The 23,331-nt window shown below is 60.8% G+C and carries 20 protein-coding genes; 11 read left to right on the forward strand and 9 right to left on the reverse strand.

Annotated features, from left to right (window positions below; translation table 11 throughout):
- The first annotated feature begins 115 nt into the window (after positions 1-115).
- Complete coding sequence (locus AB6K10_RS02470) at positions 116-2,221, forward strand: methyl-accepting chemotaxis protein (protein ID WP_285263760.1); 2,106 nt, start codon at positions 116-118, stop codon at positions 2,219-2,221.
- 3 nt (positions 2,222-2,224) lie between these two features.
- Here AB6K10_RS02470 and AB6K10_RS02475 read toward each other — a convergent pair whose 3' ends face one another.
- On the reverse strand, positions 2,225-3,151 hold the full coding sequence (locus tag AB6K10_RS02475; protein WP_044629892.1) for a LysR family transcriptional regulator: 927 nt from the start codon (positions 3,149-3,151) through the stop codon (positions 2,225-2,227).
- A gap of 191 nt (positions 3,152-3,342) precedes the next feature.
- On the opposite strand from AB6K10_RS02475, the gene AB6K10_RS02480 reads away from it, so the two are divergent.
- Positions 3,343-4,119 carry a ferredoxin--NADP reductase gene (locus AB6K10_RS02480; protein WP_253505102.1) on the forward strand — a complete coding sequence of 259 codons (777 nt, stop codon included), beginning with the start codon at positions 3,343-3,345 and terminating at the stop codon, positions 4,117-4,119.
- Between the two features lie 154 nt (positions 4,120-4,273).
- Here AB6K10_RS02480 and glnK read toward each other — a convergent pair whose 3' ends face one another.
- The 3 genes from glnK to AB6K10_RS02495 all read right to left on the reverse strand — a co-directional run bounded on the left by glnK (position 4,274) and on the right by AB6K10_RS02495 (position 6,522).
- The gene (gene glnK / locus AB6K10_RS02485; RefSeq protein ID WP_009098335.1) at positions 4,274-4,612 is read right to left on the reverse strand and encodes a P-II family nitrogen regulator; all 339 of its coding nucleotides are present in this window, start codon (positions 4,610-4,612) and stop codon (positions 4,274-4,276) included.
- Between the two features lie 263 nt (positions 4,613-4,875).
- On the reverse strand, positions 4,876-6,123 hold the full coding sequence (locus AB6K10_RS02490; protein WP_159343506.1) for an ammonium transporter: 1,248 nt from the start codon (positions 6,121-6,123) through the stop codon (positions 4,876-4,878).
- Between the two features lie 60 nt (positions 6,124-6,183).
- Positions 6,184-6,522, reverse strand: a complete 339-nt coding sequence (locus tag AB6K10_RS02495) for a P-II family nitrogen regulator (RefSeq protein ID WP_058579766.1) — start codon at positions 6,520-6,522, stop codon at positions 6,184-6,186.
- A gap of 371 nt (positions 6,523-6,893) precedes the next feature.
- On the opposite strand from AB6K10_RS02495, the gene AB6K10_RS02500 reads away from it, so the two are divergent.
- The 5 genes from AB6K10_RS02500 to AB6K10_RS02520 all read left to right on the forward strand — a co-directional run bounded on the left by AB6K10_RS02500 (position 6,894) and on the right by AB6K10_RS02520 (position 13,248).
- On the forward strand, positions 6,894-7,235 hold the full coding sequence (locus tag AB6K10_RS02500; RefSeq protein WP_339117928.1) for an accessory factor UbiK family protein: 342 nt from the start codon (positions 6,894-6,896) through the stop codon (positions 7,233-7,235).
- A 233-nt stretch (positions 7,236-7,468) separates the two neighbouring features.
- Positions 7,469-8,404, forward strand: a complete 936-nt coding sequence (locus tag AB6K10_RS02505) for an AraC family transcriptional regulator (protein WP_339117929.1) — start codon at positions 7,469-7,471, stop codon at positions 8,402-8,404.
- A gap of 142 nt (positions 8,405-8,546) precedes the next feature.
- On the forward strand, positions 8,547-10,643 hold the full coding sequence (locus AB6K10_RS02510; protein ID WP_339117930.1) for a TonB-dependent siderophore receptor: 2,097 nt from the start codon (positions 8,547-8,549) through the stop codon (positions 10,641-10,643).
- Between the two features lie 109 nt (positions 10,644-10,752).
- A complete protein-coding gene (locus AB6K10_RS02515; RefSeq protein ID WP_339117931.1) occupies positions 10,753-11,622 on the forward strand; it encodes an ABC transporter substrate-binding protein in 870 nt (289 codons plus the stop codon).
- Between the two features lie 117 nt (positions 11,623-11,739).
- Positions 11,740-13,248 (forward strand): YifB family Mg chelatase-like AAA ATPase, encoded by a 1,509-nt coding sequence (locus AB6K10_RS02520; RefSeq protein WP_159343511.1) that lies wholly within the window; start codon positions 11,740-11,742, stop codon positions 13,246-13,248.
- A 10-nt stretch (positions 13,249-13,258) separates the two neighbouring features.
- Here AB6K10_RS02520 and AB6K10_RS02525 read toward each other — a convergent pair whose 3' ends face one another.
- Together AB6K10_RS02525 and AB6K10_RS02530 are read right to left on the reverse strand one after the other, a co-directional pair.
- Positions 13,259-13,846 carry an NAD(P)H-dependent oxidoreductase gene (locus tag AB6K10_RS02525; protein ID WP_339117932.1) on the reverse strand — a complete coding sequence of 196 codons (588 nt, stop codon included), beginning with the start codon at positions 13,844-13,846 and terminating at the stop codon, positions 13,259-13,261.
- Entirely contained in the window at positions 13,843-14,835 is a 993-nt protein-coding gene (locus tag AB6K10_RS02530; RefSeq protein WP_339117933.1) for an alpha/beta hydrolase, read from the reverse strand. Before AB6K10_RS02530 ends, AB6K10_RS02525 begins: the two co-directional genes overlap by 4 nt.
- A gap of 219 nt (positions 14,836-15,054) precedes the next feature.
- Between AB6K10_RS02530 and AB6K10_RS02535 the strand changes: the two genes are divergently transcribed.
- Both AB6K10_RS02535 and AB6K10_RS02540 read left to right on the forward strand, forming a co-directional pair.
- Positions 15,055-17,229, forward strand: coding sequence for a malate synthase G (locus AB6K10_RS02535; RefSeq protein ID WP_339117934.1), 2,175 nt, complete (start codon positions 15,055-15,057; stop codon positions 17,227-17,229).
- Positions 17,230-17,400: 171 nt separating this feature from the next.
- A complete protein-coding gene (locus tag AB6K10_RS02540; protein ID WP_159343515.1) occupies positions 17,401-17,817 on the forward strand; it encodes a PaaI family thioesterase in 417 nt (138 codons plus the stop codon).
- 37 nt (positions 17,818-17,854) lie between these two features.
- Here AB6K10_RS02540 and paoC read toward each other — a convergent pair whose 3' ends face one another.
- From paoC to AB6K10_RS02555, 3 genes are read right to left on the reverse strand one after another with little or no spacing between them, the layout of a single operon-like run.
- Complete coding sequence (gene paoC, locus AB6K10_RS02545; protein ID WP_339117935.1) at positions 17,855-20,038, reverse strand: aldehyde oxidoreductase molybdenum-binding subunit PaoC; 2,184 nt, start codon at positions 20,036-20,038, stop codon at positions 17,855-17,857.
- Between the two features lie 3 nt (positions 20,039-20,041).
- The gene (locus tag AB6K10_RS02550; RefSeq protein ID WP_339117936.1) at positions 20,042-20,992 is read right to left on the reverse strand and encodes a xanthine dehydrogenase family protein subunit M; all 951 of its coding nucleotides are present in this window, start codon (positions 20,990-20,992) and stop codon (positions 20,042-20,044) included.
- Positions 20,989-21,555 (reverse strand): 2Fe-2S iron-sulfur cluster-binding protein, encoded by a 567-nt coding sequence (locus tag AB6K10_RS02555; protein WP_159343518.1) that lies wholly within the window; start codon positions 21,553-21,555, stop codon positions 20,989-20,991. The genes AB6K10_RS02550 and AB6K10_RS02555 overlap by 4 nt, the downstream gene beginning before the upstream one ends.
- 168 nt (positions 21,556-21,723) lie before the next feature.
- Here AB6K10_RS02555 and AB6K10_RS02560 point away from each other — a divergent pair, with 168 nt between their 5' ends.
- Together AB6K10_RS02560 and AB6K10_RS02565 are read left to right on the forward strand one after the other, a co-directional pair.
- Positions 21,724-22,713, forward strand: coding sequence for an XdhC family protein (locus AB6K10_RS02560; protein WP_339117937.1), 990 nt, complete (start codon positions 21,724-21,726; stop codon positions 22,711-22,713).
- Positions 22,714-22,718: 5 nt separating this feature from the next.
- A complete protein-coding gene (locus AB6K10_RS02565) occupies positions 22,719-23,312 on the forward strand; it encodes a nucleotidyltransferase family protein (protein WP_339117938.1) in 594 nt (197 codons plus the stop codon).
- The last annotated feature ends 19 nt before the right edge of the window (positions 23,313-23,331 follow it).

The following is a 23,331-nucleotide window of genomic DNA, read 5'->3' on the forward strand; positions in this document are numbered from 1 at the left end:
CTCTTGCCTGCGGTGGTGGCCATGTCACGCGTTAGCCATGAATCTTTGTTCTACTGGTTCAAGGATGGCACTCGATACGCTCTTTCGCCTCTTGCTGAAACAGGACCGCTCCTCTATGCACTTTCGTTCCCTTCGCTCTCTCGTTTTGGCGTTGGCAGGCCCTTGCCTGCTTGCCGTCGTTGCCGCGCTAGTGGTGTATAACCTGATCGCGGCCGCCCGCACCCAACAAACCGTTGAAGAGCATACCCAGACGCTCATGCAAAGCGCACTGGACGCGCGGCTCGATGCCATTGCCGAAGCAGAGGGTGAACGGATTCAGCGCGAGCTGGACAAGGCCATGACCCTGGCCAGCCAGCTCGCCACCACCAACGCCCTCATGGGCGTGGAAGATGCCGAAGGTCAGCGTGCGCTCTACCTGAGCCGCCGTCAGCTTTCCAACTTGGTACGGCAGACGGTTGCCGACAACCCGGCGCTGCTGGATGCGTTCATCGGCTGGGAGCCCAACGCCTTTGGAGACGACGCCCGCTTTGCTGGCGACGAGCGCTACGGCCACGATGGCAGTGGCCGCTTCATGCCCTGGTGGTACCGCACTGGGGATGGCTCGCTCGAGGTCTTACCACTAGGCGACACTATGGAGAGCGAAACCCGCCTCGCCAGCGGCGTGCGTGAGGGGGAGTACTACCTCTGCCCACGCGAAACGCTCGCCCCCTGTGTGATCGACCCCGCCGCCTACGATTACGACGGCGAAACGCAGCTGGTCACCTCGTTCAACGCACCGATTTTGGTGAACGGCGAATTTCGCGGTGTGGCCGGGGTCGACCTCTCGCTGAACTTCATTCAAACGCTGCTGCGCGACGCCAACGCCGCGCTGTATGACGGCGCAGGCCGTATGGCGCTGGTCGCCGGGCGCGGCGGCTTGGTGGCGGACACCAATGGCGAAGAGGCCCTGGGCCTGCCTGCCAGCAACGCGCTGAGCGACACGGCGCTTGACGGCATTGCCGAAGCCACATCACAAGGCAGCCTCTACAGCAGCATGGCCAACGGCATGTTTCAGCGCTATCAGCCACTGACCATTGGCGATACGGAGCAGCCGTGGGTACTAGTGCTACAGCTGCCCGAGTCCGTCGTGCTCGCCGAACTCAACGCGCTGCAGAACGTTTTGAGCGATCAGCGCCAGCAAAACACCCTAGGGATGACGCTGGTGGGGCTGCTGCTGGCGGCCATCGGCATCGCTGCCCTGTGGTGGATTGGTGGGCGTATTGCGAGTCCGCTCAAACGCTTAGCGAACAGAATGGAAGAGATCGCCTCTGGAAACGGCGATCTCACTCAGCGCCTGCCTGTGCATGGCCGCGATGAGAGCGCCGCCGTGGCCGAGCAGTTCAACGCCTTTGCCGAAAAAATTCAGGCAATTCTGCTGGACGTACGGCGCAGCAGCGAGGCCGTGAACCACGCAGCCAACGAGATCACCCAAGGCGGCCATGACCTGTCACGGCGTACCGAGCAAGCCGCTGCCAGCCTGCAAGAAACCTCGGCAGCGATGGAAGAGATCAGCAGCACCGTCAGCCACACCACCCACGCCTCCCAAGAGGCCAGCGGGCTGTCCAACACCGCCTCGCAGCTGGCTTCCCGTACCGACAAGGCGTTTGTGCAGGTGGTCTCGACCATGGATGACATCCGAGCGACCTCGGCAGAAATTCAGAGCATCGTCAGCGTGATCGACGGCATTGCCTTTCAAACCAACCTGCTGGCGCTCAACGCCTCAGTAGAGGCAGCGCGGGCTGGCGAGCACGGGCGCGGCTTTGCCGTGGTGGCCGATGAAGTGCGCAAGCTGGCCTCGCGCAGCAGCGACGCCGCTAAGGATATCCGCCAGCGCATCGATGCGTCTGCCGATAAGGTCGAAAGCGGCACGCAAATGGTACGCGACGCCGAAGCCGCCATGCACGAGCTGGCCGATAGCGTGACGCGCGTCACCCAAATGCTGGGCGATATCAGTACGGCAGCCGGTGAGCAGAACGACGGCATTAACCAAGTCAGCGTCGCGGTGACCGACCTGGATCAGATGACCCAGCAAAACGCCGCCCTGGTGCAAGAGTCCACCACCGCGGCCGAGCAGCTTAAAGACCAAGCGGACAGGCTGGCCGCGCTAGTGGGTGGCTTTACGCTAGAGGCGTCGCAGCATCAGGCTCAGGCGCTGCCAAGCCCTGAAAAGGCCAAGGTGTAACCGCTAGGGAATCGGTGGCAGCGGGATATCGTCACTGCGCTTGGCCCCGGCGGTCATTTCGCGGCAGAGCCTTAAAAACTCCCGAACGCCGGTGGTCAGGTACTTGTGGCGATGCCAGATAAAGGTGAACTGGCGCTTTAGATCCAACTCCGGCGTAGGCAGCGGCACCAAGCTGCCGCGCCGGAAGGCATCGCGCAGCGCCAGCCGCGAAACGCAGCCAATGCCCAAGCCCGACTCCACCGCGCGTTTAATGCCCTCGGTATGTTCCAGTTCCAATAGCGTATTGAACCGGCTGCGGCGGTGGCGGGCGGCATGCTCCAGCGTCATACGCGTACCGGAGCCCTCCTCGCGCATAATCCAATCCTCCCGCAGCAGCTGATCCAGCTCCAGGTGCTCCCGCCCTGCCAGCGGGTGGCGCGGCGAGCAGAACACGCACAGCTCATCCTCGACCCAGGGCTGACTGATGATCATGTCGTCATCGCACTGCCCCTCAATCAGCCCTAAATCGAGCGAGTGCTGGCGCACGCCCTCGATGATATGCCGCGTATTGCGCACCGCCAGCCGCACCCGGCTGCCGGGATAGCGCTGCATAAAATCGCTGATCAGCAGCGTGGCGAGATAGTTACCGATGGTGAGCGTTGCCCCTACGTCCAATGCGCCCACGCCCTGCTGACCCCGCAGCAGCTCTTCGACCTCCTCGGCGCGGTCGAGCAGGGCCACCGCCTTGGGCAGTAGCTGGAAGCCGAGCGCGTTGAGTTTCAGCCGTTTCCCGATGCGATCAAGCAGTTGGCAGTCGAACTGGCGCTCCAGCTCGGCCAGCGCCGTGCTGGTAGCCGATTGCGACATGGCCAGCGCGCGCGCCGCGTGGGAAACGCTCTCGTGCTGAGCAACGGCTACGAAGACTTCTAGCTGACGCAGGGTGTAGTGCATGACCAAAACCTATCTGTCGAGTGATCGGCGAAGGGCTATATCGATTTTAAAGATAAGCGTTATCAAGATAATTTGCTTAACAGATATACCACCCTTATTTAGAATTGAGAGCAACCTATAGAGCTATTTTTTATTCTTTTTTGGAATATGGCGAGCAAGGCTTAGACCGCGCCGCCTCTGGAGGAGTGAGCATGAGCAAGTTTGCCCTGGAAGAAGTGCTAAGCGTTCACCACTGGAACGATACCCTGTTCAGCTTCCGCACCACCCGCGAGCGCAGCCTGCGCTTCAAAAACGGCCAATTCGTCATGATCGGTCTCGAAGTGGACGGCAAGCCGCTGATGCGCGCGTACTCCATCGCCAGCCCCAACTACGAAGACCACCTGGAATTCTTCAGCATCAAAGTGCCCGATGGCCCGCTCACCTCGCGCCTACAGCACCTGAAAGTAGGCGACCAAATCATGGTCAGCCGCAAGCCGACTGGCACGCTGGTGTGCGACGACCTGCTGCCGGGCCGCAACCTGTATATGCTCTCGACCGGTACCGGCTTGGCGCCGTTTATGAGCCTGATTCAAGACCCGGAAGTTTACGAGCGCTTCGAAAAAGTAGTGCTGATCCACGGCGTGCGTGAAGTCTCCGAGCTGGCCTACGCCGACTTCATCACCAAAGAGCTGCCCGCCCACGAGTACCTGGGCGAAGAAGTCGCCGAAAAACTGGTGTACTACCCCACGGTGACCCGTGAAGAGTTTCACACCATGGGCCGCCTGACCGACCACATTCGCAGCGGCAAGCTTTTTGAAGACACTGGCCTACCGCCGATTGACCCGCGCCAAGACCGCGCGATGATCTGCGGCAGCCCGGCGATGCTGGACGACACCAGCGCGCTATTGGACGAACTGGGCCTGAATATTTCCCCGCGCATGGGCGAGCCGGGCGACTACGTCATCGAGCGTGCGTTCGTTGAGAAGTAAGTGCTGTTTGAATGGTGAATGGTGAATAGAAAATCGTAGCCCGTGTCATCGTCGCCTTATGCACAAAGCCCCTGTGGATGCTATCCACAGGGGCTTTGTCTATTCAGCGCAACTCACTGTTCACGCCTTACCCTTCACTACTGACGCTTCACCGTTAAACCGCGTCTTTACCGGTTTCACCAGTACGGATACGGATGACCTGCTCAAGGGGCATCACAAAGATTTTACCGTCACCGATCTTACCGGTATTGGCGACCTGGGTAATCGCGTCGATCACCTGCTCGGCCATATCGTCGTCAACGGCGACTTCCAGCTTCACCTTGGGCAGGAAATCCACCACGTACTCCGCACCACGGTAGAGTTCCGTGTGGCCTTTCTGACGGCCAAAGCCTTTCACTTCCGTTACCGTAATGCCCTGCACGCCGATATCAGAGAGCGATTCGCGTACGTCATCAAGCTTGAACGGCTTGATAATGGCTGAGATCAATTTCATTGCGACATCCTCTAGCTTGGTGGCCCACTGTATCAAAACAGCGTTATTGAACGGTTGTCATAACCCATCAAGGTTGGCGGGGCGCTCGCATAGCCAAGCCCGTTACCCAGTGGGTTAAGCATACACCGCCCAGGGCGGAGAATAAAAAACCCGTACGTACCTAGCTCATAACCAGCGGCGTAACGCGTATCCCTCAACGACAAAAAGGCCTCCCACTCGGGGAGGCCACAAGGAGCACGCCAGCTCACATGATTAGCGCAAGCTTATTTCTTGACGCTAAACTCGGGGTAGGCTTCCAAACCGCACTCAGCGATATCGACGCCTTCATACTCTTCTTCTTCGCTAACGCGGATACCCATGACCGCTTTCAGCACCAGCCACACCACTAAGCTTGCGATGAAGACCCAGCCAAAGATGCCCACGATACCGATTAGCTGTGCACCGAAAGAGGCGTCACCGTTGGTGAGCGGCACTGCCAGCACACCCCATATACCAACCACACCGTGTACGGAGATCGCACCGACCGGGTCATCCAGCTTCAGCTTGTCGAGGGTCACGATAGCGCCCACCACAATCAGGCCGCCCACCGCACCAATCATGGCAGCGCCCAGTGCTGACGGAGAGAGCGGGTCAGCGGTGATGGCGACCAGGCCAGCCAGCGCACCGTTCAGGGCCATGGTGAGATCCGCTTTACGGAACCACAGCTTGGCTAGCACCAGCGCGGCAATCACGCCACCGGCAGCCGCTGCGTTGGTGTTCACGAACACCTGTGCAACGTTGTTGGCTGAACCGATATCGGACATTTTCAGCTCGGAGCCGCCGTTGAAACCGAACCAGCCCATCCACAGGATGAAGGTACCCAGCGTTGCCAGCGGCATGTTGGCACCGGGAATCGCATGGATAGAGCCATCTTTACCGTACTTGCCTTTACGCGGGCCCAGTACCAGCACACCGGCGAGCGCTGCAGCCGCACCGGCCAGGTGCACGATGCCGGAACCGGCGTAGTCGGAGTAGCCGACTTCAGACAGCCAGCCGCCGCCCCAGGTCCAGTAGCCAGACACCGGGTAGATGAATGCCGTCATCACCACGGCAAAGGCCAGGAACGCCCACAGCTTCATACGCTCAGCAACCGCACCTGAAACAATCGACATGGCGGTGGCCACAAACACCACCTGGAAGAAGAAGTCAGAGCGCATGGAGTAGTAAGGCGCATCGTCGCCACCGGCCAGCACCGCATCGGCGCTGTTTTCAGTGCCGATCAAGAAGCCCAGGTTCGGCAGGAAGCCGCCTGCGCTGCTGGAGTACATGATGTAGTAGCCCACCAGCAGGTACATGGTGCAGGCAATCGCGAACAGCGCGATGTTTTTCGTCAGGATTTCGGCGGTATTCTTGGAGCGAACCAAGCCCGCTTCCAGCATGGCGAAGCCAGCGGCCATCCACATGACCAGCACGCCGCAGATCAAGAAGTAAAACGTATCGAGCGCATAGCTCAAATCAGCTAACTCATTCATGAGGTGTTCCCCGTTATACTAAGCGAAGTTATACGTCATCAGCAGATCGATGGGCGACGCTTAAACGGCGTCGGCACCGCGCTCACCAGTACGAATACGGATCACATCTTCCAACGGCGTGACGAACACTTTGCCATCGCCGATCTTGCCGCTATTCGCTGCGTTGCAGATGGCGTCCAGCACGCTTTCCAGGCGCGCATCGTCCACGGCGACTTCCACTTTCACCTTGGGCAGAAAATCGACCACGTATTCCGCGCCGCGGTAGAGTTCGGTATGCCCTTTCTGGCGGCCAAAGCCCTTTACTTCAGTGACCGTAATCCCCTGAACGCCGTTGTCGGCGAGTGCTTCACGAACGTCGTCAAGCTTGAATGGCTTGATGATAGCGGTGATGAGTTTCATCCCGGATCTCCCCTGCTGGATCAGTCCCACTCGGTGGAAAGCGGCATGGCCGCCCGAATTTAGTGCTTGCCCTGCTAATGCGCATACCGTGCCACCCACTTTTTTATTTTTATATTTCAGACACTTAATCTATTCATATAAGCAACTGACGGTAGCTTTATGGCCTTGCTCACTCTCCTCCCCTCGGGCCTTGCACCATTAATGAGCATTCAAAAAAGCTAGCCGCTCCATTTCGATGCATTTGTCCGCTCCCCATCTGCTCACTATCCATTGCGCTTAATTAACAAACGGCACATGCGAATCCACGGCGGGTTGCGTATCCTTACTCACAAGCAGTTCACATTTATGCGTGATCGTTTAAGGAGAGAGCCATGGCGCCCCAAGACCGCATTAGCCGCTTAGCCCAGCAGATCGGCGACCGTTTGCAGAATGCCTCGCAAGCCCCGGAAGATATTCAGAAAGGTGTCCAGCAGGTGGTACGCGGCGCGTTCGATCGCCTGGAGCTGGTATCGCGGGAAGATTTCGATATTTTGATGGATGTGCTGCAGCGCACCCGCTCCCGGGTAGAAGCCCTAGAGCGTCAAGTGGCCAGCCTGGAAGCAGCGGTAGAAGCCTCTAGCACCGCCGCCGCCACGCCTGTAGAAGCTGAAGTACCGCCCGCCCCTGTGCAACCTTCCAGCACAACTAAGCCAACCGCTGACGGCGCTGAGTAAGTACGCCGTTTTGCACGGCATGGGGCAGGTTCGGCTGCCCCACTTCTTGCCCCTACCTCTCTCCCACACTCTCCCCTGCACTTAATTCAAAATCTTATACCAGTGAACAAGAATCACTATCATTGACAACCCTAGTGATAGTGCTATCGTGCGCTTATCTGCAGCCTCACGCGTGCCGTTAAGCACCAATACGGCGCAGGCACTACGCTCCACCCACGATAGCGACTGCCCCAATGCCTCAGCAGGAACGCTTAGCAACGCCTGAAATCACCCCCTTTTCGTTGGCCCAGCTTGGCCAGCGCTTCGGCATTCACTACCGCATTGAAGGCCCTACTTCTCCGCGCCAGCCGGTCGCCACTGGTCATGTACATGACGTTAGCCTGCGCCACGGGATTCACTTAACGCTTTCTGATTTGCAGGTAGAGCGTAGCTATACCTCCACGTCTTACCAAAGCGTGCCATGGTTCTTGAGCGTTATCTTGGAAGGCACCATTCATCTCCAAATGGGCAAGCAGCAGATGCAGCTCTCTGCAGGAGATGGCGTATGCAGCCACTTTGATGCCCGACACCCACTCACGGTGCATCAGCCTATTCAAAAACGCCTTCGTACTGTGAATATTGCGGTTCTGACCACTGCACCCTTAGGCCTACCCACCCCGCCTGATGCTTCATGTTTAAATTGCTGGAAGCTCCCCAAGGCCCTCTGCGAAACGCTTTGCACCATTAGCGAGCAACCGCCCTCGCTCTGGCGACAGGCGCTCGTTTGGCAGGGGTTAGCACTGCAACTGATTGGATTAGGTTTGCCCGAACGCCCGACAACGCTGCCCGAGCATAACCGCCTTTCTACCCGTGATCGTCATTGCCTCACGGCACTGCACTCGCGCATTGCTCAGCATCCCGCCGAGCCTTATAGCCTCACCGCATTAGCCAAAGAAGCCGCTATGAGCCCCAGCAGCCTGCGCCAGAAGTTTCGCGCCTGCTACGGCTGCACGCTGTTCGACTATATTCGCCAAGTGCGATTACAGCAGGGGTACGAGGCACTGCAGCGAGGTGAGAGCGTGCAACAAGCGGCCCATCACTGTGGGTATCGGCATGCCAGCAACTTCTCCAGCGCCTTCAAACGCCACTTCGGTTTTTCCCCTCACGAGTGGAATCGCTCCAGCGTATAGCCCGCGCTTGAGTTCCTTTCGCGTGTACAAACATGTCAGCGCGCATAGCAGGCTTGGCACGGCGCATACCTTTACGACGCCATAAAAAGCAATAATTATCATTGCTTAATAATACTGATTCCACTTCCTCCCAGGATCACTTATGGCCTCTACCCATCGCTCCTTCTTATGGGCGCCTTTGAGCAGCGCGCTGCTCGTTGCGTTGGCAACGCCTGCGGCGGCACAGCCAAACACTGACTTAGCCACCGTCACCGTGACTGCCCAGCAGGCAGCCACCAAAGTGGCCACGCCCTTTATCGAAACCCCACAGAGTATTTCGACCATCACCGAAACGCAGATGTCGCAACGCGGCGTCAGTACCGTACAGCGCGCCACCGACTACACCCCCGGCGTGTACAGCAATCAAATAGGAGCTTCCAACCGTTTTGATTACTTGGTCTTAAGAGGCTTCTCCGATGGCAGCTTGAGCAACACTTTTTTAGATGGCTTGAAGGTGATGGGCGACGCCAACTCCCATAGCAGCATGCGCATCGACCCCTGGTTTTTAGACAGCATCGAAGTGGTGCGCGGCCCTGCATCCGTGCTGTATGGCCGCGCCTCACCGGGCGGCGTGGTGGCCCTCAACAGCAAACGTCCTGAATTCGAGCCGGGCGGCGAGCTGCGCGTTAGGGTCGGTAATAATGATCAGCGCAGCGCTGCGTTTGATCTCACTGGCCCGCTGGGGGAAGAGCAGCGCGTTGCGTTTCGCCTCACCGGCATCGCCAGCGCCGCCGATACCCAGTTTGGCCCAGCCGAAGAGGAGCGCTACGCCATTGCGCCACGGCTGACCTGGGACATGACCGACGCCACCAGCCTGACCGTCGAAGCGTATCTTCAGGATGAGCCAGAAGGCGGCTACCACTCCGGCGTGCCTTATGAAGGCGCGGTGATCGCTCGCAATGGTCGCCAAATAAGCAATAACTTCTTCGATGGCGAAGCCGATTACGACGCCTATAAGCGCACCCAGCGCATGCTCGGCTATACCCTTGAGCACCGCTTTAACGACCGCGTATCCGCCCGCCAACTGCTGCGCTATCTCAATTCAGACGTCACGCTGAATCAGGTGTACGGCTTTGGCTGGGCATCGCCGACCTCAAACGCACTGGCCCGCTACTACTCCGGCAGCGAGGAATCGCTTCAGGCCTTAACGGTGGATAATCAGTTAGAAGCCCGCCTGACCAACGGCTTCATGGAGCACACCCTGCTGCTGGGAGCGGATTACCAGCAACGCGAGAACGAGGTTGCCTGGCCTTCCGGCGCGTTCCCCTCGTTGGATGCCTTCAACCCGGTTTACGGCAGCGAGCCGCTGGCGTTCTACGCGCCCATCCGGGAGAACCACGAGCTGGAGCAAACCGGCGTCTACCTTCAGGATCAGATCACCGTCAATAACTGGCGCGTGACGCTAGGCGGGCGCTTTGACTGGGTAAATATCGACAACACCAATCGCGACAGCGGCGCTACCAGCGCGTTGAGTGACACCCAATTTAGCGGCCGCGCTGGGGTGGTGTACCTGTTCGATAACGGCATTGCCCCCTACGTCAGCTACTCGACGGCCTTTACCCCCACCAGCTTCGTCGATGCCAACGGCGACCTGCTCGCTCCCATGGAGGGCGCACAGTGGGAAACCGGCGTGAAATACCAGCCCAACGAACAGCAGCAGTACAGCGCAGCGCTGTTCCACATTAGCCAGGAGAACGTGGCCACCAAAGAGCAGCCTACCGACCCTTACCGTGCCGTAGGCGAGATTGAGTCGCAAGGCATCGAACTGGAAGCCCAAACGCAGCTCACCAAGGCGCTCTCACTTCAGGCAGGTTACAGCTTTACCGACATTACTTACGCCAAGAGCGACGACGGTAACCAGGGCAATAACGCCATTTACTCCCCCCGTCATCAAGTACAGCTGTGGGGCCACTATGCCGTGCAGAAGGGTTGGCTAAGCGGTGTGGATATCGGCGTGGGCGTGCGCCACTACGCTGACATTGCCGCTGACCGCGCCAACACCGCCACCGTGCCGGACTACACCCTCGTTGACGCCACGCTGGGCTACGACTGGAGCCAAGCAGGCCTCAATGGCGTCGAAACACGCCTGAATGTGCACAACGCTCTGGATAAAGAGTATGTGGCGTCGTGTAACTCACTGGAGTACTGCTATTTCGGTGCCGAACGCGGCGTCACCGCCAGCGTTCATTACCGATTCTAAGCAGCGACCACACCCAGGCGCACGCGCCCGGTGCATGCCTGGGTGTTTCTATTTGCAATTGATAAACAGACTCGTTTAAATAAGGCGCTTATTGCTAGGTACTAACCTCATGCGCTGTTTCCCCCGACTGCTTATCCTGGCTCGCCGCAGCCTGCTTGCGGCTGGCCTGCTGTTGTCTACCGCCAGCCACGCCCAGTGGGCCACCATCGACTGGACCATTGCCGAAACGCTGCTCGCCATTGACGCGCCGGTCAGCGGTATCGCACAGCAACCGGCCTACCACGACTGGGTGGGCGAGCCGCGCATTCCCGAGCATGTGATGGATATTGGCCTGCGCACCCAGCCCAACTTCGAGCTGCTGGCCCAATCGCCCCCCGAACAAACACTGCTCTCGCCTATGTTTACCGGGCTAATTCCCCGACTGGAGAAAATCGCCCCGGTGGGTACCTTCGCCCTCTACTCACCGGGCACTGACACGTGGCAGGAGATGCAGAGCCTCACCCGCCAACTGGGCGAGCTCACCGACCGCAACGCCGAGGCCGAGGCGCTGATTGAGAGCACCGAACAGCTGATGGCCGAGCTGCGCCGCCAGCACAACGACTCGCCCCCACTGCTGATGGTGCAGTTTATGGATGCCCGGCATGTACGGGTGTTTGGCGAGAACAGCCTCTATAACGCCGTGCTAGAGCAGCTTGAGCTGCCCAATGCCTGGGACCAACCCACCAACGCCTGGGGGTTTTCACTGGCCGGTATCGAAGCGCTGGCACGCTACCCCGATGCCACGCTGGTCATCGTTGACCCACTCCCCGCAGGCGTGGAAGAGCAGTTGGAAGGGAGCGGCCTCTGGCAGCACTTACCCAACGTGCAGAACGGCCGACTGCTGCGCCTGCCGCCAGTTTGGAGCTTTGGTGCACTGCCCTCCGCTCAGCGCTTTGCCCGCGAACTCACCAGCGCGTTGAATGCCCATCACGCTGACTAGCCCGCCATCAGCCTGACCACCTGAGTAGCGCACAAGGCCTGACATAAAGTAGGCTTAGCCAACGAGATAGCTCATTAAACTGAGTGAGCCGATTGATAGACGTTGCGAGGGAGCGCCATGACACTAGCGATTGTGGCCACGCGGGCAGGCGTGGGGTTGGAAGCACCGGCGGTACATGTAGAGGTTCACTTAGCCAACGGTTTGCCGGGGTTAACCCTGGTGGGGTTGCCGGAAACCGCCGTGAAAGAGAGCCGCGAACGGGTGCGCAGTGCCTTGATCAACGCGGGTTTTGATTTCCCCAACACCAAACGCATCACCCTCAACCTCGCCCCGGCGGATCTTCCCAAAGAGGGTGGCCGCTTTGATTTACCCATTGCGCTGGGCATTCTCGCGGCCTCGGGTCAAATCCCGGTGGATGCGCTGGAAGGTATGGAGTGCGCGGGCGAACTGGCCCTGGATGGCAAACTGCGCGCGGTACCCGGCGTATTGCCGTTTGCGCTGGCCACTCGGCGCGCCAACAAAGCGCTGATTGTGCCCCGCGCCTGCGCCGATGAAGCGGCTCTGGCAGGCGATTTACCGGTGCTGCCCGCCGACTCTCTCTGGCAAGTGGTGGCTCACTTGCTGGGCCAGGAGAAAATTCCGCCCCACCAGCTCTCAGCCTCCGTCAAATCCACCGCCCCCATGGCGGACTTAGCCGACGTGCGCGGCCAGCATCAGGCCCGCCGGGCGTTAGAGGTCGCTGCTGCAGGAGGCCATAACCTATTGCTCGCAGGCCCACCCGGCACCGGCAAAACCATGCTCGCCAGCCGCTTACCCGGCATTTTGCCGCCGCTGTCAGAGGATGATGCGCTACAGGTGGCGGCAGTGCGCTCGGTATGTGGCTTGGCACTGGAAGCCGACTGGGGCCAGCGGCCCTTCCGCCAACCCCACCACAGTGCTAGCGCCGCCGCGCTGGTCGGCGGCGGCTCAAAACCCAAACCGGGTGAAATTTCATTAGCGCACCACGGCGTGCTTTTTTTGGATGAGCTGCCGGAGTTTTCCCGCAACGTTTTGGAAGTATTACGCCAACCGCTGGAAACAGGGGAAATACATCTGTCTCGCGCTAGCCATGAGCGGCGGTACCCTGCTCAATTTCAGCTCGTTGCCGCGATGAACCCTTGCCCCTGCGGGCATCTGGGCGACCCACGCCAGCGCTGCCAGTGCAGCGCCAGCCAAATTCAGCGCTATCAAGCACGTCTCTCTGGCCCGCTGTTGGATCGTATTGACCTGCAAGTGGAAGTGCCCGCGCTGCCACCAGAGCAGCTCACCGCACAAACTCAGGGCGAACCCTCCAGCGCGGTGCGTGAGCGGGTGATGGCGGCTCGGGAGCGGCAAATGACCCGGGGCGCGCTCAACAGCCAGCTCAGCGGTAAAGCGCTGGAAGCCGCCTGCGCCCTCAATGATGAAGAGCGCGCCTGGCTGGCAGGCGTGCTAGAAAAGCTCAAGCTCTCCGCCCGCGCCTACCACCGCGTGCTACGCGTTGCCCTCACGCTGGCCGACCTGCAGGGCGAGCCCAAACCCTCCCAGCCGCACTTTATCGAAGCCATCGGCTACCGGCAGTTGGATCGGCTGTTGAAGGGGGCATAAGCCCCCTTCGTCATTTGGCGTGTGTCGCCGTGAGAGAATCGACTAAGCGTTGGCACAGCGCATCCAGCTTTTGGCCTGTGGCCTCGTCGTGCAGCGCGCCGCTGTCGTTAAAAGCGCTGCCTGCTTTGGGGAGCGACAGCGGCTGGGGCAGCACGGTGAGGCTCAAGTTAGCCAGTAACTGCTGGCCCAGCGGTAGCGCGCGAATGCCGCCCAAGCCACCGGGGGAAGCGGCGACGAGCGCCGCCCACTTACCGGCAAAGAGCCCCAAGCCCGGCGTGTCCCCGTAGGGGCGCGAAAGCCAGTCCAGGGTATTTTTCAGCAGCGGCGTGATAAAGCCGTTGTACTCCGGCGAAGCGATCATTAGCGCCTGGTGGTCCGCCAAGATCTCACGCAGTTTCAGCACGTTCTCCGGCATCCCCTGCGCTTCGATATCTTCATCGAACAGCGGACAGGGATACTCTTTTAAATCGATAAACGTGGCCTTGCCGCCTAACGCCTCGATGCGCTGGGCGGCGTATTTTGCGAGGCGTTTATTGAGCGAACCTTCCCGGGCGCTACCCGCAAACACCAGGACTTTTGGGGATGTGGGGGTGGTCATGGCTTCTCCTTTGATGGGGTTTCATGCACGTTGTCGACAAAGTGGTCGAGCGCTTCGAACAGCACTTGGCGAATCGGCTCGGCTTCGTTCACCAAGTGGTGGCGCGCTTCCGGGTGACGGTGAATCTCCGCATTGGGGAATTTTTCCGCCAGAATGGCAAGGTTCCACTCCCAGTCCACGGTCAGGTCCTGCTCGCCTTGCAGAATGAGCGTGGGCAGCGGGTTGGGCGCAAGCGCCAATAGGCGCGGCATCCAGCGGCGCATGGCGGTGATCCAGGCCACGCTTAAGCGTTCTGGCTGTAGCGGGTCCTGGTCGCGTAGAAAGGCGGTGAACTGCTCGTCGGTGGAGTTGGGGCGATACTTGCGCGGCAGCTCTTTTACAAAGGGGCTGGCGATTAAATGCAGCCAGCTGGCCTGGCTCCAGCGCCAGGGGCGTACCAGCGGTGCCAACAGCACAATGCCTGCCCAGCCGGCCGTGTCGCGGCGGGTGAGCGCATCGGTGGCGAGAATCGCCGCGCCAGTGCTTTGGCCCACGCCCAGCCACGGTGTTGGTGCCATGTCTAAAGTTTGCAGCGTCTCCTGGAGGTGTGCCAGGCAGTGCTGGTAATCGTCGAAATCTTCGATTTCCGCCCGAGGGCCGCTGGAGAGCCCGTGACCCGGCAAATCCCAGAGCACCACGCGCCAGCCTTTCGCCAGCAGGCATCGAAGCAGGTGGCGGTACAAGCCTAGATGATCAAAATAGCCGTGGATGACGAAGGCCGTGCCGGTGGGTGCGGGCGGGCTCCACACTTGGCACCACAGCGCGAACCGTCCGGTATCGATAAACCCGGCGTGCACGTCGCGGGTGTCGTTGAGCAGCGCCTCTAAGCCGTAGTGGCGAAAGTAGTCATGCACAGCTTCCGTGAGCGCATCGCCCGGGGTCAAACGGGAGAGCGATGTCTCACCTTGCGCCTGCCGAAACAGACCTTCCAAGTGTTGGAAATTATGCATCAACGTCTCTCCGTGAACACCACACTTCCATGGGCTGAGTAACAGCACAAAATAACAGCGGCGGTGGCGCCCGCTCTTATCATTTGGTCGAGCATTTTACCGCTTTAGGGTCTACGCTGTTTACATGCCCGCGCAGGTGTGGAAGTATTTTCCATAAATCACCATTTACCCTGACCGTGGCACTCTAATCAACCACGGGCACCTTCACAGGAGAACCCCATGAACGAGCGTATCACGCGTCACCGTTTACAGGTGGCAGCCGACCTAGATCGTTTCATCAACGAGCAGGCTCTGCCAGGCACCGGCGTCGACGAAAGCGCCTTCTGGGCCGGTGTCGATGCTCTGTTTCACGATTTGACCCCGAAAAACCGCCAGCTGCTCGAAGAGCGCGACACGCTGCAAGAGAAGCTGGACGCTTGGCACCGTGAAAACCCCGGCCCGGTCAGCGACATGCCCGCCTACCGCAGCTTCCTGAAAGAAGCGGGCTATTTGGTAGACGCGCCGAATAGCGTGAAAGCCACCACGGCCAATGTTGACCGCGAAGTCGCCACGCAAGCAGGCCCGCAGTTGGTGGTACCGGTGAGCAACGCCCGCTACGCCCTGAACGCGGCCAACGCCCGCTGGGGCAGCCTGTACGACGCGCTGTATGGCACCGACGCCATCTCCGAAGAGGACGACGCGGAAAAAGGCACCAGCTTCAACCCGAAACGCGGCGAAAAAGTCATCGCTTACGCCCGTGGCGTGCTGGACCGTGCCGCCCCGCTGGCCACTGGTTCTCACCGGGATGCGGTGAAGTACGCCATCCGCGACGGCCACTTGGTCGTCAGCCTGGAAGGCGGTCGTGAAACCGGTCTGAAAGACGCTGGCAAACTGATTGGCTTTAACGGCGACGCCTCCGCTCCCGAATCGATTCTGCTGGCCAACAACGGTCTGCACCTGGAGATCCAGGTCGATGCCAACCACCCCATCGGCAAGACCGATCCGGCGCACGTCAAAGACGTCGTGGTTGAAGCCGCGCTGACCGCCATCATGGACTGCGAAGACTCCGTCGCGGCGGTGGATTCTGAAGATAAAGTCGGTGTGTACAGCAACTGGCTCGGCCTGATGAAGGGCGACCTGGAAGAGAACATCGAAAAAGGCGGCAAAACCTTCACCCGTAAGCTGCACGCCGACCGCACTTGGCAAACCACTGACGGCAACACCGTCACACTGCCGGGCCGCTCGCTGATGTTCGTGCGCAACGTGGGCCACCTGATGACCACGCCTGCGGTGCTGGACGAAAACGGCAACGAACTGCCGGAAGGCATTCTGGACGCGGTGGTCACCTCGCTGCTGGCCCTGCACGACCTAAAGAAAGACGCCGACCAGCCGCGCAACTCCCGCGCAGGCTCGGTGTATATCGTCAAGCCGAAGATGCACGGCCCGAAAGAAGTCGCCTTCGCCAATGAGCTGTTTGGCCGCGTCGAAGACATCCTGGGCATGAGCCGTGACACCCTGAAAATGGGCATCATGGACGAAGAGCGTCGCACCACGGTCAACCTCAAAGCGTGTATTGCCGAAGCGACCTCGCGCGTAGTCTTCATCAACACCGGCTTCCTGGATCGTACCGGCGATGAGATGCACACCGCCATGGAAGCAGGCCCGATGGTTCGCAAAGGCGATATGAAGAGCGCCGCGTGGATCACTGCCTACGAGAAAAACAACGTGCAGGTTGGGTTGGCCTGTGGCCTGCGCGGCCGCGCCCAGATTGGTAAAGGCATGTGGGCCATGCCAGACCTGATGCACAACATGCTGGAGCAGAAGATTGGCCACCCGAAAGCCGGTGCCAACACTGCGTGGGTACCTTCCCCCACCGCTGCTGCCCTGCACGCCCTGCACTACCATCAGGTGAACGTGGCCGATGTTCAGCGCGAGCTGGAAGCCCAGGGCGAGCCGGACTTCCTAGACGACCTGCTCACCGTGCCGGTAGCGGAAAACGCCAACTGGTCAGAGGAAGAGATTCAGCAAGAGCTGGATAACAACTGCCAGGGCATTCTGGGTTACGTGGTGCGCTGGGTGGAACACGGTGTCGGCTGCTCGAAAGTGCCGGATATTCACAACGTCGGCCTGATGGAAGACCGCGCCACGCTGCGTATCTCCAGCCAGCACATTGCCAACTGGCTGCACCATGGCATCGTCGATGCGCCCCGCGTTGAGGAAACCCTCAAGCGCATGGCGAAAGTGGTTGATGAGCAGAACGCTGGCGACCCCACGTACACCGCCATGAGCGCCGACTTTGAAGGCTCTACCGCGTTCAAAGCTGCCTCTGACCTGGTGTTCAAGGGCCGCGTACAGCCGTCTGGCTACACCGAGCCGCTCCTGCACGCATGGCGTCAGGTACACAAGGCTAAGTAAGCCCTATCGCTTAATAGCCCACAGCCCCAAGGCTCGCGCCTTGGGGCTTTTTTATTTATGCTGGCTTACGTTAACGTAAAAGCAAGGTGGTACTGCGGGCAGCCACCTATCTAAGACCTGCCTGCAGCATCCGGCCCGTGCCTATAAAAAAAATAGCGAGGAATAACAACAATGACCGTGATGACCGCCGAGCAGATTGAGCACTTCCTGGATGAGGTCTTTCCCCAGCGGATGGGCAAGATAGTGAGCGTTGGAGAGATGCGCGCCACCATGCGCCTAAGCATTGGCCATGAGCACCTGCGCCCTGGCCCTCGCGTTTCCGGCCCTACCATGATGGGCTTTGCCGATGTAGCGCTGTACGTGGCGATACTCGCCCAAATAGGCCCCGAAGCGATGGCCGTGACCAGCGATTTAAACTGCCACTTTTTACGCGCAGCCTCCGGTGACCACGACATCATCGCCCACGCCAAGCTAATCAAGCTGGGCCGACGCTTGGCGGTGGGCGAAGTGCAAATCTTTTCCGCCAGCGATGACACGCGCCCCGTGGTGCATGTCACCGCTAGCTATGCGCTGCCGGATAACACCTAAGCTGCCAAATAGCGCCGTCGTTCACGCCTTAACGCGCTCAACTCACTTTGGGGAGCTGGTCAATCAGTCGATCCAGCGTCATCGGGTAGTCCCGTACGCGAATGCCGGTGGCGTTATAGATCGCGTTGGCCACGGCCGCCGCGACGCCACAGATGCCCAGCTCCCCCACGCCCTTGGCTTTAAGCGGCGTCGAGGCGGCGTCGGTGGTATCCAAAAAAATCACCTCCTGCTCGGGAATGTCCGCATGCACCGCCACCTCGTAACTGGCGAGGTCGTGGTTGACGAAAAAGCCGCGCTCCACATCGGGGGTGAGCCCCTCCATCAAGGCACTGCCCACGCCCATGGTCATCCCCCCAATCACTTGGCTGCGCGCCGTGACCGGGTTGAGGATCCGCCCTGCGTCGCACACCGCCAGCATACGGCGCACACGGGTTTCGCCGGTATGGGCGTGTACGGCCACTTCAACAAAGTGCGCCGCGAAGGTGCCGATTTGCAGCGTGTCTTTGAAGTCGCCAAAGTGGATGGTGTCTTCTGCCACCAGCTCTTCGCCATCAGCCACCTCCGCAAGCGCCACCTCGGTGGTGCCTGCGATCACTCGGCCCTGTTCAAACCTCGGCGAGTTCATACCAAGGCGCTGGGCAATCTCCTCTTGTAGCTTCAGGCAGGCCGCGTAAACACCGGCGGTGGCGCTGGCGGCACCGAACTGCCCGCCGGAACCCGACGAGACCGGGTAGTCGCTGTTGCCCAGCCGTACCTCCACGTCCTCTAGCGTCAACCCCATGGCTTCCGCGGCGGTTTGGGCAATAATCGTGTACGAGCCGGTGCCGATATCGGTCATATCGGTTTCCACTACCAAACGCCCAGCCTGCAAGCGTACCCGGGCACCGGAATCCATGGTGGGCGCGCCGCGATAAGCCCCGGCCATGCCGTGGCCGATCAGCCACTGCCCTTCCCGCTGGCCGCCTGGGGTGCGGTTACGCGCCTCCCAGCCAAACGCCTCGGCCCCTTTTTGCAGGCACTCTACGTAGTGGCGGTCGCTAAACGGCTTGCTGGGGTCTTCCGGGTCGACCTGGGTATCGTTGAGGATGCGGAATTCCACCGGGTCCATGCCCAGTTTCTCGGCCATTTCGTCCATGGCGATTTCTAACGCGGCAAGGCCGGAGGCTTCGCCGGGGGCGCGCATATCCGCCGACTCAGGCAGGTCCATCTCGATAGCCGTGTGGGCCACGCGGCGGCTTGCACCGGCGTAAAAGGCGCGGGTTTGGTTGACCGGATTCTCACCGCTGCCGCCGGGCAGTGTATGGGAGAACGCTGAGTGGTCGAAGGCGGTAATCCTGCCCTCGGCATCGGCGGCGATACGCAGGCGCTGAACAGTGCCGGAGCGGTGGGTGGCGTTGTTGAACACCAGAGGGCGCGGTAGCGCGAGCTTAACCGGCCGCCCAGCCGCCCTAGAGCCGAGCGCGGCCAGCACGGTATCTGCCCGCAGCCAGAGCTTGCCGCCAAAGCCGCCGCCCACATAGGGGCTCTCTAGACGAATGGTCTCGAGGTCAATCGCAAAGGTGGTGGCCAGCGCTTTGCGGGTCCAGGCTATCATCTGGTTGGAGGTCCAAACCGTCATTTTCCCGCCATCCGACCAATCAACGATGGAAGCATGAGGCTCCATCATCGCGTGGCTTTGGGAGGCCGTGCGGTAGACTTCATCCAGCGTTACCGCTGCGCTTTTAAAGGCTCCGTCCACATCGCCCACATCAGAGAGCGGCTCGTCGGGTGTTTGCTGCTCCCAGGCGGCGTCTAAATCAAACACGCCTTGCTCTTCTTGGTAGCGCACTTCAATCAGCGCGGCAGCACTTCGCGCCTGCTCTAAAGTGTCGGCCACCACCACGGCAATGGCTTGATGGTAGTGGGCAACGGTATCGCCACCAAACAGGCGCGCCACGTTGCTTTTGGCCTGCGCCAGCGGTTCTATTTCTAGAGTGGTGACCACCGCGGCCACCCCAGGCGCGGCGCGGGCGGCCGTGGCATCCATGTGGATAATGCGCCCTTTGGCGATGGTGGCACATAGCGGGTAGCCCACCAGCTGGTGGGCCGCTACGTCATGGCGCTCGTAGGCGTAGGGGGCTTGGCCGGTCACTTTGAGCGCGCCATCGATGCGCACATGGGGCTTGCCGACAATACGGGCGCGGTCAAACAGGTTATCGTCGGTCGATTGATTGAAATCCATCGGTTACTCCTCGGCCAGCAGCGCGGCGAGCGTTCGCTCTGCCAGGGTCAGCTTGTAGGCGTTCTCTTCAGTCGGGCGGGCACCGTCCAGCAGCTCAGCCATCACTGCGGCTGCGCCTTGGGGCAGCGCTGCATCCGCCGCATCGCGCCGCCAGGGCCGGGGGGCCATACCGCCCAGCGCCACGCGCCCCGTGCCGTCCGGGGCGTGAATCAGCGCCACTGAGACCAGCGCAAAGGCGTACGAAGAGCGGTCGCGCACCTTGAAGTAGGCATGGCGCCCTTCCATCGGCGCGGGCAGCACCACCCCGGTAATCATCTCGCCCTTGGCCAGGACGTTTTCTACCTCGGGGGTATCGCCGGGCAGCTGGTAGAACGCATCTAGTGTCAGGCTGCGGGTCTCGCCCTCGGGGGTAACGGTTTCCACGCGGGCATCCAGCGCTTGTAGCGCCACCGCCATATCGGAGGGGTGCGTGGCAATGCACGCATCAGAGGTACCAATCACGCCGAGCTGCCGAGTGGTCGCGCCTTTTCCCAGCGCCGCGCAGCCAGCGCCCGGTGAGCGCTTATTGCACGGCATGGCTGTATCGTAAAAGTAGGGGCAGCGCGTGCGCTGCAGCAGGTTACCGCCGGTGGTGGCTTTGTTGCGCAGCTGGCCAGACGCCCCCGCCACCAGCGCCCGGCTCAACACGCCATAGGCTTCGCGCACGCGTGGGTCGGCCGCCAGGGTGCTATTGCTGACCATCGCCCCCACGCGCAGGCCGCCTTCTTCCGTAGCCGTAATGGCGTTCAACCCCGTGCCGCGCACATCGATCAGGTGCAGCGGGGTTTCGATCTCGTGCTTCATTAAATCCAGCAGGTTGGTGCCGCCAGCAATGAATTTAGCGCCCGGCACCTCGGCCGCGCGGGCCGCTGCTTCGGCGGGGCTAGCCGCCCGCTCGTAGGAAAAGGCTCTCATGCGCGCTCCTTGGCAACCTGGGTAATGGCCTTGAGGATGTTGGCGTAAGCGCCGCAGCGGCAGAGGTTGCCCGACATCCGCTCGCGAATCTCGGCATCGGTGATCTCGATAGGCGCGGTGAGATCCGCCGTGACATGGCTGGGAATATTGGCGGCGATCTCCTGCAGTACGGCGTTGGCCGAACAGATCTGCCCCGGCGTGCAGTAGCCGCATTGAAAGGCATCGTTATCCACGAACGCCTGCTGCATAGGGTCTAGCTGCTCTACCGTGCCCAGGCCTTCGATGGTGGTGATCTCGTCACCTTCGTGCATCACTGCCAGGGTGAGACACGCGTTGATGCGTTCGCCATTCACCGACACGGTGCAGGCGCCACACTGGCCGTGGTCACAGCCTTTTTTGGAGCCGGTGAGCGCTAGATGTTCCCGCAGGGTATCCAGCAGCGTGGTGCGGTTATCGAGCGTTAAGGTGTGCTGGGTGCCATTCACCACCAGCGTCACGGTTGAGCGAGGCACTTCTTGCGGTGCCTGATCGCGGCGCTGCTCAGCGCTATTTGAAGCGTTCATAAATCGGTGCCTTCCCTGCTCATTGCTGTTGCTTATCGACGGTCTCGCCCCTTCAGCATAGACATAAATCGGCGGCAGCGACCTGACGCGTACCAAGCGGCTGCGCTACGCTTAGCGCAACGACCCGCGCTAAGCGGGCAGGGTGACTCACGAAAGGACGCGACATTGATGCAACACTTGGATCGACAGGTGATTGAAAACGCCCTGGCGTGGTGCCAGCAGGGCAGCTCTTTTTGGCTCTGCACGGTGCTGGCTACCTTTGGCTCCTCTCCTCGCGAGCCGGGCTCCTGGATGGCAGTGAACGAAGCAGGAGAAGCCATTGGTTCGCTGTCCGGGGGCTGTGTAGAGGAGGACTTTCTCCAGCGCGTCAAAGAGGGGGCGTTTGAGCGCCCGGTGACGGTCATCCGCTATGGCGACCCGTACGACGTTCAAGGGGCTAACGTGACGCTGCCCTGCGGCGGTATCCTAGAAGTACTGATTGAGCGCCTGCCCGCCACCCAAGCCACCGAAGCGCATCTTACTACGCTGCTGGCGACGCTAGACGGCCAGCAGCCGCTGGTGCGCCATGTCGACCTCCCCAGCGGGCGCGTTGGCTTTCACGAGGATGCCTCGCTTGGCCCGCGAGTTTACCGTGAGCAGGTGCAGGGGGAATCCGAGCGCATCTACCTGCGCGTTGCCCCCGCCAGGCGGTTAATTATTGCGGGTATCTCCGCCATTACCGCCCCCTGTGCGGCCTTTGCCGTCACGCTCGGGTTCGAGGTGATCGTCTGCGACCCGGACGCCACCGCCTGTGCGCAGTTCTCCGTGCCCGGCGCGTTGGTTAAGGCACAGCTGCCGTCCCAACACATCGCCTCCGGCGCTTGCCATGGGGCGACGGCAGTGGTGGCGCTCACTCATGACCCGCGCATCGATGACTTGGCCATGATGGAAGCCGTACGTACCCCCGCGTTCTACATTGGCGTGATGGGCTCTCAACGCACCTCCACCGCCCGAGCAGAGCGGCTGATACGCTCCGGCGGGCTCACCCAAGCGCAGGTGAAGCGCCTGCATATGCCCATTGGCCTGGCGCTGGGCAGTAAAACACCGGCAGAGATCGCCCTGGCGGTCATGGCGGATATCGTACGGGTGCAGCACGGTAAGGCCGTGGATGAGCTTTAATCGCCATGAGCGCTAACCACGTCGTCGCCCTGATAATGGCGGCAGGCTACTCGCGGCGCTATGGCGAGGCCGATAAGCGCCAGGAGCGTCTTGCCGATGGTCGAACGCTGTTGGCCACCACCGTTGCGCGCACCGAGCAGGCGTTTAGCCAGGTACGGGTCGCGATTCGTGAGGAGGACGACGCGTTTCAGCTTGGCTTGGCTGCCAGCACGCCGCTGATTCGGCTGCGCCAACCGCACCTGGGGTTGGGCGCCAGTTTGGCCGAAGCGGTGGCGGCGCTAGGCGGTGATTGCCGCCTGAACGACAGTAAGGCGGTGGCGGTACTGCTAGGCGATATGCCGCGTATTCACCCCGCGACGCTGCGGGCACTGCAGCAGCAGGCCACCCGCGATACCATCTGGCGGCCGCGCTACGGCGGGCAGCCCGGCCACCCGGTGCTGTTTGGCCGGGCTTTTTGGCCGGAACTAGCGCATTTACGAGGCGAAACGGGCGCTAAGTCGCTGATTCAGCGCCACCCATCCCACTACCATACGCATGACGTCGACGACGCGGGCACTCTGTTCGATATCGATACGCCAGACGCGCTTGCCTGCTTTTAGCGTTTAAGCGCTCATTCGA

Origin of the sequence: Halomonas sp. BMC6 (genome assembly GCF_964204995.1) — a bacterium.
Classification (GTDB): Bacteria; Pseudomonadota; Gammaproteobacteria; order Pseudomonadales; family Halomonadaceae; genus Vreelandella.

Coding starts and splice junctions, on each gene's coding strand:
- AB6K10_RS02470 (WP_285263760.1), top strand. CDS start 116: ATGCACTTTCGTTCCCTTCGCTCTCTCGTTTTGGCGTTGGCAGGCCCT.
- AB6K10_RS02475 (WP_044629892.1), bottom strand. CDS start 3,151: ATGCACTACACCCTGCGTCAGCTAGAAGTCTTCGTAGCCGTTGCTCAG.
- AB6K10_RS02480 (WP_253505102.1), top strand. CDS start 3,343: ATGAGCAAGTTTGCCCTGGAAGAAGTGCTAAGCGTTCACCACTGGAAC.
- glnK (WP_009098335.1), bottom strand. CDS start 4,612: ATGAAATTGATCTCAGCCATTATCAAGCCGTTCAAGCTTGATGACGTA.
- AB6K10_RS02490 (WP_159343506.1), bottom strand. CDS start 6,123: ATGAATGAGTTAGCTGATTTGAGCTATGCGCTCGATACGTTTTACTTC.
- AB6K10_RS02495 (WP_058579766.1), bottom strand. CDS start 6,522: ATGAAACTCATCACCGCTATCATCAAGCCATTCAAGCTTGACGACGTT.
- AB6K10_RS02500 (WP_339117928.1), top strand. CDS start 6,894: ATGGCGCCCCAAGACCGCATTAGCCGCTTAGCCCAGCAGATCGGCGAC.
- AB6K10_RS02505 (WP_339117929.1), top strand. CDS start 7,469: ATGCCTCAGCAGGAACGCTTAGCAACGCCTGAAATCACCCCCTTTTCG.
- AB6K10_RS02510 (WP_339117930.1), top strand. CDS start 8,547: ATGGCCTCTACCCATCGCTCCTTCTTATGGGCGCCTTTGAGCAGCGCG.
- AB6K10_RS02515 (WP_339117931.1), top strand. CDS start 10,753: ATGCGCTGTTTCCCCCGACTGCTTATCCTGGCTCGCCGCAGCCTGCTT.
- AB6K10_RS02520 (WP_159343511.1), top strand. CDS start 11,740: ATGACACTAGCGATTGTGGCCACGCGGGCAGGCGTGGGGTTGGAAGCA.
- AB6K10_RS02525 (WP_339117932.1), bottom strand. CDS start 13,846: ATGACCACCCCCACATCCCCAAAAGTCCTGGTGTTTGCGGGTAGCGCC.
- AB6K10_RS02530 (WP_339117933.1), bottom strand. CDS start 14,835: ATGCATAATTTCCAACACTTGGAAGGTCTGTTTCGGCAGGCGCAAGGT.
- AB6K10_RS02535 (WP_339117934.1), top strand. CDS start 15,055: ATGAACGAGCGTATCACGCGTCACCGTTTACAGGTGGCAGCCGACCTA.
- AB6K10_RS02540 (WP_159343515.1), top strand. CDS start 17,401: ATGACCGTGATGACCGCCGAGCAGATTGAGCACTTCCTGGATGAGGTC.
- paoC (WP_339117935.1), bottom strand. CDS start 20,038: ATGGATTTCAATCAATCGACCGACGATAACCTGTTTGACCGCGCCCGT.
- AB6K10_RS02550 (WP_339117936.1), bottom strand. CDS start 20,992: ATGAGAGCCTTTTCCTACGAGCGGGCGGCTAGCCCCGCCGAAGCAGCG.
- AB6K10_RS02555 (WP_159343518.1), bottom strand. CDS start 21,555: ATGAACGCTTCAAATAGCGCTGAGCAGCGCCGCGATCAGGCACCGCAA.
- AB6K10_RS02560 (WP_339117937.1), top strand. CDS start 21,724: ATGCAACACTTGGATCGACAGGTGATTGAAAACGCCCTGGCGTGGTGC.
- AB6K10_RS02565 (WP_339117938.1), top strand. CDS start 22,719: ATGAGCGCTAACCACGTCGTCGCCCTGATAATGGCGGCAGGCTACTCG.